The sequence below is a fragment of the Terribacillus saccharophilus genome (genome assembly GCF_002272745.1).
In the GTDB taxonomy this organism is placed as follows: Bacteria; Bacillota; Bacilli; order Bacillales; family Amphibacillaceae; genus Terribacillus; species Terribacillus saccharophilus_B.
This window is the reverse complement of record NZ_NPBD01000007.1, coordinates 329,852-344,305: the sequence shown is the minus strand read 5'-3', so window position 1 is coordinate 344,305 and position 14,454 is coordinate 329,852. Positions and strand designations below refer to the sequence as shown.

At 44.6% G+C, this 14,454-nt stretch carries 13 protein-coding genes; 6 read left to right on the top strand and 7 right to left on the bottom strand.

What is annotated here, in order from left to right; translation table 11 throughout:
• Positions 1-15: 15 nt before the first annotated feature.
• Positions 16-972: a UV DNA damage repair endonuclease UvsE gene (gene uvsE, locus CHH58_RS08925; RefSeq protein WP_095234508.1), complete on the top strand. Its 957-nt coding sequence runs from the start codon at positions 16-18 to the stop codon at positions 970-972.
• Positions 973-1,161: 189 nt separating this feature from the next.
• On the opposite strand, the gene CHH58_RS18650 is transcribed toward uvsE, so the two are convergent.
• From CHH58_RS18650 to CHH58_RS08915, 3 genes are all read right to left on the bottom strand, one after another.
• Positions 1,162-1,272 (bottom strand): hypothetical protein, encoded by a 111-nt coding sequence (locus CHH58_RS18650; RefSeq protein WP_249275120.1) that lies wholly within the window; start codon positions 1,270-1,272, stop codon positions 1,162-1,164.
• A 40-nt stretch (positions 1,273-1,312) separates the two neighbouring features.
• On the bottom strand, positions 1,313-3,232 hold the full coding sequence (locus tag CHH58_RS08920; protein ID WP_170937568.1) for a S8 family serine peptidase: 1,920 nt from the start codon (positions 3,230-3,232) through the stop codon (positions 1,313-1,315).
• A gap of 164 nt (positions 3,233-3,396) precedes the next feature.
• A complete protein-coding gene (locus CHH58_RS08915) occupies positions 3,397-4,986 on the bottom strand; it encodes a SulP family inorganic anion transporter (RefSeq protein WP_095228139.1) in 1,590 nt (529 codons plus the stop codon).
• 481 nt (positions 4,987-5,467) lie between these two features.
• Between CHH58_RS08915 and CHH58_RS08910 the strand changes: the two genes are divergently transcribed.
• Entirely contained in the window at positions 5,468-5,776 is a 309-nt protein-coding gene (locus CHH58_RS08910; protein ID WP_095227736.1) for an ArsR/SmtB family transcription factor, read from the top strand.
• A gap of 18 nt (positions 5,777-5,794) precedes the next feature.
• Positions 5,795-6,763 carry a cation diffusion facilitator family transporter gene (locus CHH58_RS08905; RefSeq protein ID WP_095227734.1) on the top strand — a complete coding sequence of 323 codons (969 nt, stop codon included), beginning with the start codon at positions 5,795-5,797 and terminating at the stop codon, positions 6,761-6,763.
• A 122-nt stretch (positions 6,764-6,885) separates the two neighbouring features.
• On the opposite strand, the gene CHH58_RS08900 is transcribed toward CHH58_RS08905, so the two are convergent.
• The 3 genes from CHH58_RS08900 to CHH58_RS08890 form a co-directional block, all read right to left on the bottom strand.
• Entirely contained in the window at positions 6,886-8,136 is a 1,251-nt protein-coding gene (locus CHH58_RS08900) for an MDR family MFS transporter (protein WP_095227732.1), read from the bottom strand.
• A gap of 99 nt (positions 8,137-8,235) precedes the next feature.
• Positions 8,236-9,201 (bottom strand): alpha/beta hydrolase, encoded by a 966-nt coding sequence (locus CHH58_RS08895; RefSeq protein ID WP_095227730.1) that lies wholly within the window; start codon positions 9,199-9,201, stop codon positions 8,236-8,238.
• Between the two features lie 55 nt (positions 9,202-9,256).
• Positions 9,257-10,354 (bottom strand): NAD(P)/FAD-dependent oxidoreductase, encoded by a 1,098-nt coding sequence (locus CHH58_RS08890; RefSeq protein ID WP_095227728.1) that lies wholly within the window; start codon positions 10,352-10,354, stop codon positions 9,257-9,259.
• Positions 10,355-10,464: 110 nt separating this feature from the next.
• Here CHH58_RS08890 and pepT point away from each other — a divergent pair, with 110 nt between their 5' ends.
• The 3 genes from pepT to CHH58_RS08875 all read left to right on the top strand — a co-directional run bounded on the left by pepT (position 10,465) and on the right by CHH58_RS08875 (position 12,869).
• Complete coding sequence (gene pepT / locus CHH58_RS08885) at positions 10,465-11,700, top strand: peptidase T (protein ID WP_095227727.1); 1,236 nt, start codon at positions 10,465-10,467, stop codon at positions 11,698-11,700.
• A gap of 96 nt (positions 11,701-11,796) precedes the next feature.
• Positions 11,797-12,249: a MarR family winged helix-turn-helix transcriptional regulator gene (locus tag CHH58_RS08880; RefSeq protein ID WP_095227725.1), complete on the top strand. Its 453-nt coding sequence runs from the start codon at positions 11,797-11,799 to the stop codon at positions 12,247-12,249.
• A gap of 14 nt (positions 12,250-12,263) precedes the next feature.
• Positions 12,264-12,869 carry an alpha/beta hydrolase gene (locus CHH58_RS08875; protein WP_095227723.1) on the top strand — a complete coding sequence of 202 codons (606 nt, stop codon included), beginning with the start codon at positions 12,264-12,266 and terminating at the stop codon, positions 12,867-12,869.
• 71 nt (positions 12,870-12,940) lie between these two features.
• Here the strand turns inward: CHH58_RS08875 and CHH58_RS08870 are convergent, their stop codons facing one another.
• Positions 12,941-14,425 (bottom strand): aldehyde dehydrogenase family protein, encoded by a 1,485-nt coding sequence (locus CHH58_RS08870; protein ID WP_095262393.1) that lies wholly within the window; start codon positions 14,423-14,425, stop codon positions 12,941-12,943.
• Positions 14,426-14,454: the final 29 nt, after the last annotated feature.

Here is a 14,454-nt window from a genome sequence, read left to right as displayed (position 1 = left end):
CAAAGGAGAAATTGTATGATCATCCGTTTCGGCTACGTATCTACTGCATTGAATTTATATGAAGCATCACCAGCAAAGACTATGACATTCGCCAGATGGTCTAAGCTAGAAAAAAAAGAAAGATTGGCACAGCTTCATGCTATTACTAAGGAAAACCTGGAGCGTACAATCCGTATCCTCCATTACAATATTGCCCATCAAATCAAGCTTTACCGATTTTCTTCCTCCGTTGCACCACTCGCGACCCACGAGGAAGTTGGATGGGATTATATCTCGCCCTTCACTGACTTGTATGAGGAGATTGGACGGCTAGTGCGGGAATACGGCATCCGCGTAAGCTTTCATCCGAATCAGTTTACCCTTTTTACAAGCGATAAACCGCATATTACTTCAAATGCTGTCAAAGATATGCAATACCATTACAATATGCTGACTGCTATGGGATTAGAAGACGAAGCATATATCAACATCCATGTCGGCGGTGCATATGGAAACAAAGAACTTGCCCTGGAGCGTTTCCACGAAAACATCAAACAGCTTCCCGATCCGATTAAGAGACAAATGACGTTGGAGAACGACGACAAGACGTATACAACAACTGAAACATTGGAAGTATGTGAGAGACACCAGATCCCAATGATGTTCGATATCCATCATTACATGGCAAATCATACAGAAGAGGAGCCATTAGAAGAGATTCTTCCGCGTTTTATGGCTACATGGAAAGACCGTAAACATGTGCCAAAAATCCATACTTCTTCACCTAAGTCAGAGAAGGCATATCGCAGTCATGCTGACTATGTGGATGTAGAATTCCTGATGCCTTTAATTAAGCATTTAAAAGAAATTGGCCAATCAGTGGATTTCATGATTGAAGCAAAACAGAAGGATAAAGCCGCGTTACAGCTGGCAGAAGATGTCGCTCGCATACGGGGTGTGAAAAGAATAGGCGAAGCTACAGTAGAATTATAAGAAAACAGGTATTCCATCAGCGGAATGCCTGTTTTCATTTAACTTTGATTGCTCCTAGGTCCTTGCTATAGCGCAGTATACGTGGCGTAGCTGATCATTCGTATCATTCGGATATTGCTCATAGCGCCAGCATTGCTTATACATGAGGTGTTGCTTGGGAGGTTCCGCTCATCATCGCATAATAAGTACCTAAAAGGAGCTTATTATATCTGCTCCTGGCGCTGATAGTTCCAACTTACTACCAACTGAGGAGAAGGAGGCAATCTTACTTTTTAAGTCAGAAGCTGAAACAGCAATCACTTTGTCGAGGTCTTCTGGATAATCCAATTGATAGCTTCCATTACCTGCTTCTGAATTTGGTCCTTCGGTTCCTTATATAAAGTACCAGACCGGCCGCTGCTAACATGACCCCTATCGCTATCATATTGCCGATTGGGGAGGCAGTATCCGGCAGATGCTTTCCTTGTTGGTCTTCTTGATCTGCTTTGCCAGCCGATTTATGTGTAAAAATAATCTCGTCTGTTTCCCTATTGGGTTCGTCAACCTGTTGAACCCCTGAATCAATCTTCTCCTTTTCGGCAGAGTCAGCCTGCTGTAGCACAGTTCCTAAATCAACTTTCTCCTTTTCGGTAGAGTCAGCTTCAACTGGTACATTGACTGGATTCTCATCAGTCTGATCGTCAGTCATGGGAATATCCTGAGTTGTATCAACTTCTTCATCATTCCCTTCAGATGTACCCGCTTGGTTTTCTCCGTTTCCGGTATGCTGCTCAAATTCCTTTATATACGCTGACAGTTCTTCAATGGTATTAAAATCATCAAGCGTTAGATCTTCAGCAGCAAGCTGCTTATCAAGCTGCTCTCGATCCATTCCCGCTTTTTCTAAGAGGAAATGAACAGACACTTCATTTATATTTTGATAGATTACGTCATTTACTTCGTTGAGGTTATGGTAGTTGTAAAAATCTAAGCCATGTGCGGCAAACAAATCTGCCAGTTCATCTATTCTCAGTTTCAGATCATCTGCCAAAAAACGCAATTCTTCGATTGTAACTTTTTCTTCCTTCACTTCATCTCTTGCACCTTCTGACTTACTTCTTTCTAAATCATTTGAGACAAGCTCTTCCTCCTGTACTGGAGCAGGAAATTGAATTAATCCATAACCATAGAGTGCGTCTCTTCCTTCCTGTCCCAGATCCTTACTGTAATGCTGGAGACGCGTTCTCAATTGCAGATTGGTATCATCAGGAAACTGCTGTTTCAACAACGCGAGCATGGCCGAAACATGCGACGCGGCCTGAGACGTACCACTCATCACTCGATAACCAGAACCAAGATATGTACTTTGGATATCTGCTCCGGGAGCTGCAAATTCCACCTTATCACCAACAGAAGAAAACGAGGCAATATTGTCGTTCGAGTCGGTAGCAGAAACAGCAATGACAGGTTCATAAGCAGCAGGATAATCCAGTGAATGACCAGCTCCTTCATTTCCACTAGCAGCCACTAACAGGATTCCAGCTTGATACGCTTTTTGTACGGCATCCTCAAGTGCATCACTTTTATCCGCAGTCCCCATGCTCAGATTAATGATGTCCATATTATTCGAAATAGCCCAATTTATTCCTTCTAACAAATCGGAAAGATATCCTTCCCCTGTATCATCCAGCACTTTAACGGCAAAAAGATCCGCATCCGGCGCTATGCCATCTGTTCCATGCTCGTCATGCTCTGCCCCAATAATACCAGCCACATGAGTACCATGCCCCTCATCATCCTCGTAGGATGTTGTGTAATCAACAGTCGAATAGCCTCCTGTTATATGCAAATTCTGATGCGGATAAATTCCACTATCCATAATGGCAATTTTGACACCTTTACCTGTTAAGCCATCTTCCCAAGCTGTTGGAGCCTGAATGGAAGTGAGATTCCATTGATCCAGAATCGGCGCTTCAGACTGGTCAACCACATCGCTAGTTGAAATACTAATCTTACTGTCAGGCTCTACATATTTAATATCAGGATCTTCTTTCAATGCATCAATTGTTTCTGTATCCGCTGAGATTGCTGCAGCCGATAATTGTTCATACTGCTCCTCTATTGCAGCATCACTTTCCCGAACTGCTTCTTCTCCTTGTTTATTTTCATAGACGACAATGACTTGTTTTTCTTCCTCAGCATAGGAATGATGTGCAGGAAATAAAGTCAATCCTACTAATAGTGATACAGATACGACTTTTCTTCTCAAAAGCTTATTCATTGCTAGTTTCCCCTCAACTATGTAGATTCTCTCCTTTATATCGGCTGAAATCATTCAAACATAAAAGCAACTGAAGTGATTTATATAAAAAGCTGCTGACATGAAAATCAAGCAACCTATGCCCTAATAAGAGCATAAATTGCTTGATTCTCAAGTTGAAATATTCAAGAGGTACAAATCCGTACAGCTTCCTCTCTCTTATTCACGGTATATTCTTCTCCGACCTTAGCTAGCAGCCCGGTCTTATGAAGCAAGCGCTCCGGCTGCCCATGAACACCAAGGAAAAGCAACTGTTTGTCATCAGCTTCATAGTGATCGACGAGTTTATGCAGGGCAGCTTCAGCGGATGTATCCATATAAGAAACCTTTTGCAGATCAAGGATAAGGGAATCTGGTTCTTCATTTATTGTCTTTTCTACTACTTCCTCCAGGATATCGGTAGATCCGAAGAACAATGGACCTTCAAATTGCCACATCCGCACACCATCTGTTTCCTTAACATGGATTTGTTCGTCTTTTACAAAGAGCACAGTGCTCATACGTTTGACGAAAACAACAAAGGCAAGCAATAGTCCGCAGCCGACACCAACAGTCAGATCAGCAAGTACCGTCAACGCGAAGGTAACAATCAGGATGAAGGAATCGAATGTACGCATTCTGATAATATGGGCTACTTCTTTACGTTCACTCATGTTCCAAGCAACAACCATAAGAATCGGTGCCATACTGGCTAGCGGAATGGCAGAAGCATAAGGAGCGAGAAGAAGCAGAATGATCAGGACAAAAGCACAATGCACCACTCCGGATACAGGCGAGAAGGCATTACTCCGTATATTTGTTGCGGTCCGGGCAATTGCTCCAGTGGCTGGAATACCACCGAATAGCGGAACAGCGATATTCGCCACTCCTTGACCGATTAATTCCCGGTTGCTGTGATGTTTTGTTTTCGCCATATTATCTGCAACTGTTGCCGATAGGAGTGATTCCACTCCGCCCAACAGGGCAATGGCCACTGCAGATGGCAGCAGGTAGAGAATCTTGTCCAATGTAAAAGCGGGTAACTGAAGCTGCGGCAGCTGGCTCGGTATATCACCATACACACTGCCGATGGTTGCCACTTGTCCTTGGAGAAATAGGACTGCTACAACTGTCGATAGTATCAACCCCGCGAGCGCACCAGGTACTTTCGGTAAGACCTTAGGCGTGAGAAGAATGGCAGCAAGGGACACACCTGCAATGATCAGACTGTATAGATTGATTGTATCCGCGGCTGCAAGCAGTGCTTGCATTTTCGGGAGGAATCCCTCTTCTTGTTCAGCCTGAATCCCCGTGAAATTCCCGATTTGCCCAGAAAAGATAATGACCGCGATTCCTGCTGTAAAACCAACTACTACTGGACGTGGGATGAATTTAATCAAACTTCCGAGCTTGAGCAGACCGAAAATGACGAGCAATATTCCAGCCATTATGCCTGCCACCAAAAGATCCTGATAGCCAAATTGAATGACAACACCTAAGAGAATTGGAACAAATGCTCCAGTTGGTCCTCCTATCTGGAACCTCGATCCGCCCAGCAATGAAATAAGCAGACCGCCGATGATGACTGTATACAGACCATATTCAGGATTTACTCCCGAGGCAATAGCAAAAGACATCCCAAGCGGAATGGCCACGATACCAACAATGATTCCCGCAATGATATCCCGACGCAGCGCCTGCAGATTATAACCGCTGTATCTTCCAAGCCTTTTCATTTCATCACTACCCTTCATTTTGTTGTCACTTTGTTTTTTTAGTTTGCATACATTGCAAGAAGCTTCCTGCTGCAACCTCCTTTACAGATTCATTGGAATTAAGTATTCGACATATGCCGAAATTTGTATATCGTACCCATAGGCTATAAATATTGCTATTCTCATAAATGAGACCTTGCTTTCTTTAGTTTCTTAATACTAACTATCTTCCTGCTCACATAGAAGCTAGGTTCGTAAAATCTTAGTAAACGTCGTTATATATAGGCTTGTTTGTAAAATGTTTGTAAGCTTATTATTTTGCCAATACTTTCTGCCTGTCCCTTTCTGCCCGTTACTAATCACACGTTCTGATGCTAGTTATCAACCTAATCTCCTCTTTAGATTGTTAGAATTCTTATATATAAGAGAAAGATTAGAATTTGCTTAGAGTATTTATATATGCTAATATACGCATATAAGCAAATAAGAGGAGCGTCCGCATATGAAGTACGATTCACATTTGGAGCTGACAGAAGAGCGATTGACGCATGTTTCGCAAATCTTTAAAGCCCTCGGCGATCCAACTAGAATCCGAATCCTGCACTTGCTGCTCGATAAGGAATACAGCGTAAATGAAATCGCAGAGAAGCTCGAGCTGCATCAGTCCACTGTCTCTCATCAGCTGAGCTCAATGAAAAAAATCCGGCTCGTTAAATCGAGGCGGGAAGGCACGACGATTTATTATTCCCACGATGACAAGCATGTCATCGATTTACTGACAGAAGCTATCAACCACGCCTGCCATAACTAATTAACCGGAGGAATATGTATGGGACACGGACATGCACACGATCATGGACATGATCATCACCACCATCACGGACATAATGCGAATAAAAAAGCCTTACTGATTAGTTTTATTTTGACAGCTGGATTCATGCTAATTGAAGCAATAGGAGGCTTCCTGACGAATAGTCTTGCTTTGTTGTCAGATGCTGGTCATATGCTAAGTGACGCTGTATCTCTCGGAGTCGGTCTGTTTGCCTTTATACTCGGTGAGCGAGTAGCTAATTACAGTAAGACATACGGTTATAAGCGATTTGAAATTTTGGCTGCCTTATTCAATGGAGTCACGCTCATCCTTGTGTCCCTTTACATTTTCTATGAAGCAATCCAGCGTTTCCGCGAACCTGCAGAGATTGCTTCCGGGGGCATGCTGATCATTGCTGTCATCGGTTTCCTTGTTAATATTCTAGTTGCCTGGATATTGATGCGCGGTGATACGAGTGAGAATCTAAACGTACGCGCAGCCTTCTTGCATGTCATCGGCGATTTGCTCGGATCTGTCGGCGCTATCGCTGCCGCATTGCTCGTGCTTCTGTTCGGCTGGAATTGGGCCGACCCAGTCGCAAGTGTCATTGTAGCTGCCCTAGTGATTATAAGTGGCTGGCGTGTAACAAAGGATGCCATTCATGTGCTGATGGAAGGAACGCCGCGGAATGTCGAAATGAGTAAAATCATTGATTGTATCGAGAAAGCGCCCGGTATAATTTCCATTCATGATCTGCATGTGTGGAGCATCACCAGCGGTCAGAACGCCCTTTCCTGTCACGCTGTAGTGCAAGGTGACTTGCTAGTCGAGCAAAGCCAAGCAATGCTGCGGAAAATTGAGCATGATCTAGAGCATTTAGGAATCGGTCATGTGACGATCCAAATGGAAACAGCAGCCCACACGCATGAGGAATCACTCATGTGCCAGCATGACGCCGGCAACCATACACATGTCCATGAACATTGAGAAGACGGGGATTATATCCTCGTCTTTTTTTCTGTAATTTGGATTGCTTTTTCCTAAATACGAAAAAGCGCCCTAATGTTAGGAACGCTTTCTGGGAAGTTTTTATGTATAACCACTTACATCTAGACTGCTTTTTGTTCCGCTTCCAGCTTTCTAATATCGAGCTGCGGGGTAATCATATACAAAATGAAAGTACCAGCCAGACCAATCATGGTAAGTAATATCCCCATCGTGATCGATGATAGAAATCCGCTAAGTGTAACAGTCAAGGAAACAATCAACATGGAGAGGTTGTACTGGAGACCTCCGAATGCCATGTATGCACTGCGCTTGTCATCCGGCGGAATTGCTGCCATATAGGACTGCTCCACTGGCACCCGGAATACCTCACCGATTGTTAGTACTGCCATCATGATGAACAGCATCCAAATATGATTCGAAAATGTCAGCGCCGCGTACCCCATTGTAAAGATAAGACAGCTGGCAACGAGAACGAATCTGTCCTTCATCCCAACAATAAGCTTGGCAGCAAATAAGGCAAGCAAGGCAACTAAGATCGTATTTTCACTTCGCAACAAACCCATCATTTTTACGCCATCTATTTCCCAGAACAAGAATTGCTGTGTCGGCATTTCTTCCGACAATCGGATTCCGATATAACTTGTCAGCTGGAATTCCATGCTCAGGACCAGAATTCCGCCGGCAATGAACCAGACAAATAGCCGATCCTGCATGACCGATTGATAGGTCCCAATAATCTGTGTCACGTGCTGTAACGGTTTGACCTCCACTTTCTTTGGAAAATGCGTCTCCGTTATAAAGAAGTAGACGACAAACAACGTTCCTGCTGCGGTGATCGTCAGCGCCATGAATAACTGGAATAAAAAGTTCTCAAACATGAAGGCTCCAGCGATACCACCCAAGGCGATGGATAAATTACTAGCCCAATATCCAATAGAATAAATAAGACGGCGCTGATCTGGTGTACTGACATCAATCAGCATGGCGTCATTAGCTGGTCCAGCCAATCCCCAGCAAATACTGTTCAGCATGATCATCGCGTACGTTATCTCAGCTGATTCGAACCATGGCGAATTACTAACCATCATCATAAAAAATGCTACCAGCCGGAGTGTTTCAGCTACCAGCATGATTTTGCGCCGTCCGAATAAATCACTAAAGTAACCGCCAAGCAAGGACATCCCGATTCCGAGGAATACATTGACAAGCAGCAGCAGACCTGCCACTTTCGCTCCGAAATGCATCGCCAAGTAGATGGTCATAAATGGGGTCACCATACTTCCAATCAAGCTTGACACGAAGGATTCCACTAGCCTTATCTTTATATTTGGATGAAAATCCCTAAATCGCATCGTATTCCCCCTTTTCTATATTTTCTAATTATATAGACATTTTACAGGAAATTCCATGGAGTATTAAAATAAAAAATGACCCCAGGCTCTAACCTGAGGTCATTCCGAATGTGCTTGCAAAAAGTCGATCATGTGATCAAAGCTGTATTGCGCTTCTTCCAAATATAATTTTCGCTGGTATTCATGACCGGCAGCCGGATGGGAAGTGTCAAAGAACATCCTCTCTACTTCCACCCCTTCCTTCTCTAGTTCATCTGCCATCTCCACGCTTTGGGGGTGCAGTTTATCAGACTCACCTGATGAAATGAAAGTAGGCGGATAATCCTCCGTAATCTGAAAGACGGGAGACATATCTCGCAGCCGCGGGTCATGCGAATAATTTTTATTACCTGTATATGACCACAAGAATGTCGTCATATTGTTGAAGCCCGTCTGCTGAGCATCCTCCAAGTTCAATACACCATTGTAAAGCAGTGTACCCCGAATCTGATCCGGCTGAAGTGCTGAATTCTCGCCAATCACTGATTCTGTAGTTGGATTGGTAGCCATTGCTGCAACCATGCCGGCAAGGTTTGCACCCGCTGATCCCCCGCCAATAAATATTTGTTCCGTATCACCTTGGTAACGGGGTGCTTCCCGCAATGCAAAGCTGATAGCATCGTTCAATTGATAAAGCTGTGTCGGAAAATTATATTCCGGTGCCAGCCCGTAATTTACGTTCACTACCAGGTAGCCCTTTGATGCAATCCACATCGTGAATGGATTTTGGGCTTCCTTGTCGCCCCCAATCCATCCGCCTCCATGGATATAGATGACGATCGGGAGCTTTCCTTCGGCCTCTTCAGGATAATAGAAGTCTAATTTGCCATCATAATTTTCGGTCGGATAGGCAATATCCTTCACAGCTACGACATTTTCCGGCTCGGGTATATTCGGCTGTTTATTGCTTTGATCAATTGCCATAAATGCTCTAATCTCAGAAGAAAAGAGACTGCCGATGAGGAGCAGGATTCCGATTGCCAAAATGATGACACCCAGAACCCAAGCTCTTTTTCTCCGCAACATGCTATCTCTTTCCTCCCCTCTGTCCGCTCATATGCTGTTTCATGCTACTATTAGCTTATAATAAATACGGTGTAATATCCAAGTCTTGCGTCTGTCCAAGTATTACCTCTGCTACCAACTTTCCTGAAAATGGTGCAAGGTTGAGCCCAGCAGGACCAAATCCTGCAGCCAAGTGAAGTCCGTCAACATCCTTCACTGGACCAAGAATTGGGTATGGGTTCGGACCTGCTGGACGGAGACCGATGCGGAATTCCGTCACTTCCTCATCTGCAAGACCCGGCGCAACCTTCAATGCTTCCCGTAACACTTCCTGCATACCTGCAGCCGTCTGCTTTGTATCATAACCAGAGCCCACTTCTCTCGTAGCACCCGCCACAACCTTTCCGTTATCAAAGCCGAGCAGATAGTGGCTGCTTTTCGGTAGGATGACAGGCCAGTTGCTTGTATCAGCGTCGACATGCATATGCATGATCTGCCCTTTTTGCGGCTCTACCGGAAGTTTAATATTAACCGGTTCCAGCAGCTTGTTGATCCACGCTCCAGCAGCAGCAACAACAGTTTCTGCTTCAATTGTTTCCTCGTTAACTCGTACACCAGTGACCTTGTTTCCTTTATGAAGCAAAGTCGCATCTCCCTGCACGTACCGAACACCGTGTTTTTCTCCTGCTTCCAGTAAAGCTTGAAGCAGCTGCCGTCCATCAACGCGTGCGGCGCCTTCAAGAAAGAGAGCTGTCATATCTTCTCGCAATGGTGGAAATTTAACCCGCGCTTCTTCTGCACTTAGTCTTTTAATTTCCCCGATTTCAGGTGTCTCAACCCGCTGTTTGTAAGCAAGTTTTTCCAGTTCATCCAGCCTTTTATCACTCGCACTCACATACAATGCTCCCACTTGCTTATAACTCACATCTTGCTGACCATCTTCCTTCAGCATCTCAAGCAGCTCAGGATAATAGATAGCGCCTGCTTTGGCTAAGCTGAAATAAGGTTTAATTCTTACACGCTTTGACAGCCAAGGAGAAATGATACCTGCTCCAGCAGCGGTAGCCTGCCCTTTTGCTTTTGAATCGACTATCGTCACTTTGGCTCCTGATCTGGCCAAATGATAGGCTGTGCTGGCTCCGGCAATTCCGCCGCCCACAACGACAATATGCATAACGTTTCCCCCATTTTCTTTTTCTCCCTATTATACACGCATGCAGCACCTGTTTCAGTGTATACCTTTCATGCTAAACTAGTAATATAAACTCCAAGGAGATGAAGTTGATGAAACAAACATTGATCGACCGCCTAACTACATATGCAAAAGTGGATACACAATCAAATGAAGATATCGAAACGACCCCTTCTACAACGGGACAGCTTGAGCTAGCAAATATGCTTGTTGACGAGCTGAAACAGATTGGAATGGAAGAAGTCACAATTGACGAAAATGGCTATGTGATGGCAACACTGCCGGCTACAACGGACAAAGATGTACCAGTTATCGGTTTTATGGCACATGTTGATACAGCGACAGATTTCACTGGTAACAATGTCAATCCGCAAGTAATTGAGAATTTTGACGGAAATGATATCACACTCAACGAAGAGCTTGATGTGATTCTGTCCGCAGCTGAATTTCCTGAATTGCCTGGCTATAAAGGACATACGCTCATGACGACAGATGGTACAACGCTTCTTGGAGCAGATAACAAAGCAGGTATCGCAGAAATTATGACGGCTATGGAATATTTGATTCAGCATCCAGAAATCAAGCATGGCAAAATCCGCGTTGCCTTCACACCAGATGAAGAAATCGGCCGTGGACCGCATAAATTTGATGTAGAAGCTTTCGGTGCTACATACGCGTATACAATGGATGGCGGTCCGCTAGGTGAATTGGAGTATGAAAACTTCAATGGTGCACAAGCCAAAGTTACTTTCAACGGTAACAACGTACATCCAGGAACAGCCAAAAACAAGATGGTAAACAGCATGAAGATCGCTATGGAATTCCATGAGAAGCTGCCAGAGGATGAAGCACCAGAATATACAGAAGGACGTGAAGGATTCTTCCACCTGCTTTCTATCCAAGGAGACGTCGAACAGACAAAGCTGCAGTATATCCTTCGGGATCATGATAGAGACAAATTTGAAGCGAAAAAAGCATTGTTTGAAGAAATCACTGCCGAAATCAAAGCAGACTACGGCGACAAGAGCATCCAACTTGATATGCATGACCAATATTACAACATGCGCGAGAAAATCGAACCAGTCATGGAAATCGTTGATATCGCATCAGATGCGATGAAGCGCCTGGACATCGAACCAGTGATCAAACCAATTCGCGGTGCGACAGACGGGTCGCAAATTTCTTATAAAGGCTTGCCAACACCAAATGTCTTTACAGGTGGCGAAAACTACCATGGCAAGTTTGAATATATTAGCGTCGACAATATGGAAAAAGCAACAAAGGTTATCATTGAAATCGCAAAACTGTATGAAGAACAAGCAAAATAAACAAGGAGCCGGTTTCCGGCTCCCCATTATTGACATTCTTTCATTTATTGCATATAATTATCTCGAATTCGAGATAAAAAGGAAGCGTGAAAGACTATGGCATCTGATAACGTAGGTTTATCGTTGAAGTTATTCATTGTACTGACAAGAGCACTCCAGTCCATTAAGAAACGGGTCGAGGAAGATATTAAGAAGCAAGGAATCAATTTGACGGAATTCGCTGTGATGGAACTGCTATTCCATAAAGGAGATCAGCCGATCCAGAAAATTGGCAGTAAAGTCCTGTTATCCAGTAGCAGCATTTCTTATGTAGTAGATCGTCTTGTGCAAAAAGAAATGATCAGAAGACGCCCCTGTCCTGACGATCGACGCATCACGTTCGCAACTTTGACGGAAAAAGGACGCGCTTTCATGGAAGACTATTTTCCGAAGCATGAACAAGCGATCCACAGCATTTTAGCAGGTCTTGACGATGATGAAAAAGCCCAAGTCATTGAACATATTAAAACATTAGGCTTGTATGCTGAGGGTAATTCGACTGACAAATAAAAGGAGGAATAAACATGATACACGTTTTCAAAGCTGCTAAACAAGCAGACAAACCGACATTTTTACTGCTGCACGGTACTGGCGGAACGGAAAAGGATCTTTTGCCGCTAGCCGACATGATTGATCCTGATGCAGCCGTATTGAGCGTACGGGGAAATGTTTCCGAAAATGGCATGCCGCGCTTCTTCAAACGTCTGGCCGAAGGTGTTTTCGATGAAGAGGATTTGATTTTCCGCACGGAAGAACTGCGCAGCTTCCTAGATGAAGCAGCGGAGAAATACGAATTCAATCGAGACAATATTATCGCAATTGGTTATTCCAATGGTGCAAATATTGCCGCCAGCCTCCTCTATCATTACACTGCTTCACTCAAAGGAGCAATCTTGCATCATCCAATGGTACCAAGACGAAATATCACACTTGCCCAGCAGCAAGGAACACCTGTGTTCATTACTGCTGGAGATAACGATCCAATCTGCCCGAGATCTGAAGCAATAGAGCTTGAGCAGATGCTTGGGGAATCTGGTGCTGACGCATCCATTCACTGGGAAAGTAACGGTCACAGCCTGACCCATACAGAGGTCCAAGCAGCTGCTGCATGGTATCGTAAACACTTTTAAGCATACGCCTTTGGCTATGCTTTTTTTGTGTATTAAAAGAGCCTGCACCAACTAGCGCAGGCTCTTTTACATTATTCCATCCCGATCCAGACACTCTTTACTTCTGTATAGTTATTCAACGCGTACGAGCCCATTTCTCTGCCGATACCAGATTGTTTGTATCCGCCGAAAGGAGAGGCAGCATCGAAAGCATTGTAGCAGTTCACCCATACTGTTCCAGCCCGAAGACGGTTTGCAATATAATGTGCTTTTGTGACGTCCTGCGTCCATACCCCTGCTGCAAGACCGTACTCACTGGCATTGGCGCGGCGAATTAGTTCATCCAAATCATCATAAGGCATCGCTGAGATGACTGGCCCGAAGATTTCTTCTTTGGCGATTGTCATTTCATCACGTACATCAGCGAAGATTGTCGGCGAAACAAAATAGCCTTGCTCTTGTGGCTTACTGCCTCCAGTGATGAGCTCTGCTCCTTCATTTCTTCCCTTCTCAATATAGCCAAGCACTCGCTCTTGCTGCTCCAATGATACAAGCGGACCGATTTCTGTATCTGCATGAATACCAGCACCTTGCTTTATTTTCTCTGCATGAGAAGCCATATCCGCGATCACATTATCAAATTGCTTTTTCTGGATAAAAACACGTGACCCAGCGCAGCAGACTTGTCCTTGGTTAAACATTACACCGTTCAATGTACCAGGAATTGCCTTTGTTAGATCTGCATCTGGCAGAACAATATTCGGTGATTTACCGCCAAGTTCTAATGTTACCCTTTTCAACGTTTTGGAAGCATTCGCCATGATTTGTTTCCCGACGCTTGTGGATCCCGTGAATGCTATCTTATCAACCTGAGGATGATCGACTAGCGGCTGACCTGCCGTTTCCCCGAATCCAGGTACGATATTGAGAACACCAGCTGGGAAACCTGCTTTCTCTGCTAGTTCTGCTAAGTATAGTGCAGACAATGGCGTCTGCTCGGCAGGCTTCAGTACAACTGTACAGCCGGTTGCGAGAGCTGCTCCAAGCTTCCACATCGCCATTAATAGCGGGAAGTTCCATGGAATGATCTGTCCTACCACACCGAGTGCTTCATGCCTTGTATAGTTGAAGTATGGGCCATTGACGGGAATCGTCTGTCCGACAATCTTAGTCGACCAGCCCGCATAGTAGCGCATATGTTCAATCGCCAGCGGAATATCCGCATTGCTCGTTTCCCTGATCGGTTTCCCATTGTCCAATGTCTCGAGCTGGGCAAGTGCATCTGCATTTTCTTCCATCAAGTCAGCTAGCTTGTACATGATTCTGCTTCGTTCTGCTGCCGTCATCGTCGACCAAGGGCCTTCATCGAATGCAAGTCGCGCTGCCTTCACTGCACGGTCGATATCTTCTACCCCCGCTTCATAAACAGTCGCGAGTACTTCGCCAGTTGCTGGGTTATACGAATCGAAAGTCTTCTCTGTCGCACTCGCTACGAACTCCCCATTGATATACAGCTTCTTCGTCCCATTCAGAAAACGCTCCACTTTCTCGTGCATACCTGCTGCTAATTGACTCATAGAAATCCTCCTCAGATTGTATTCTAGTT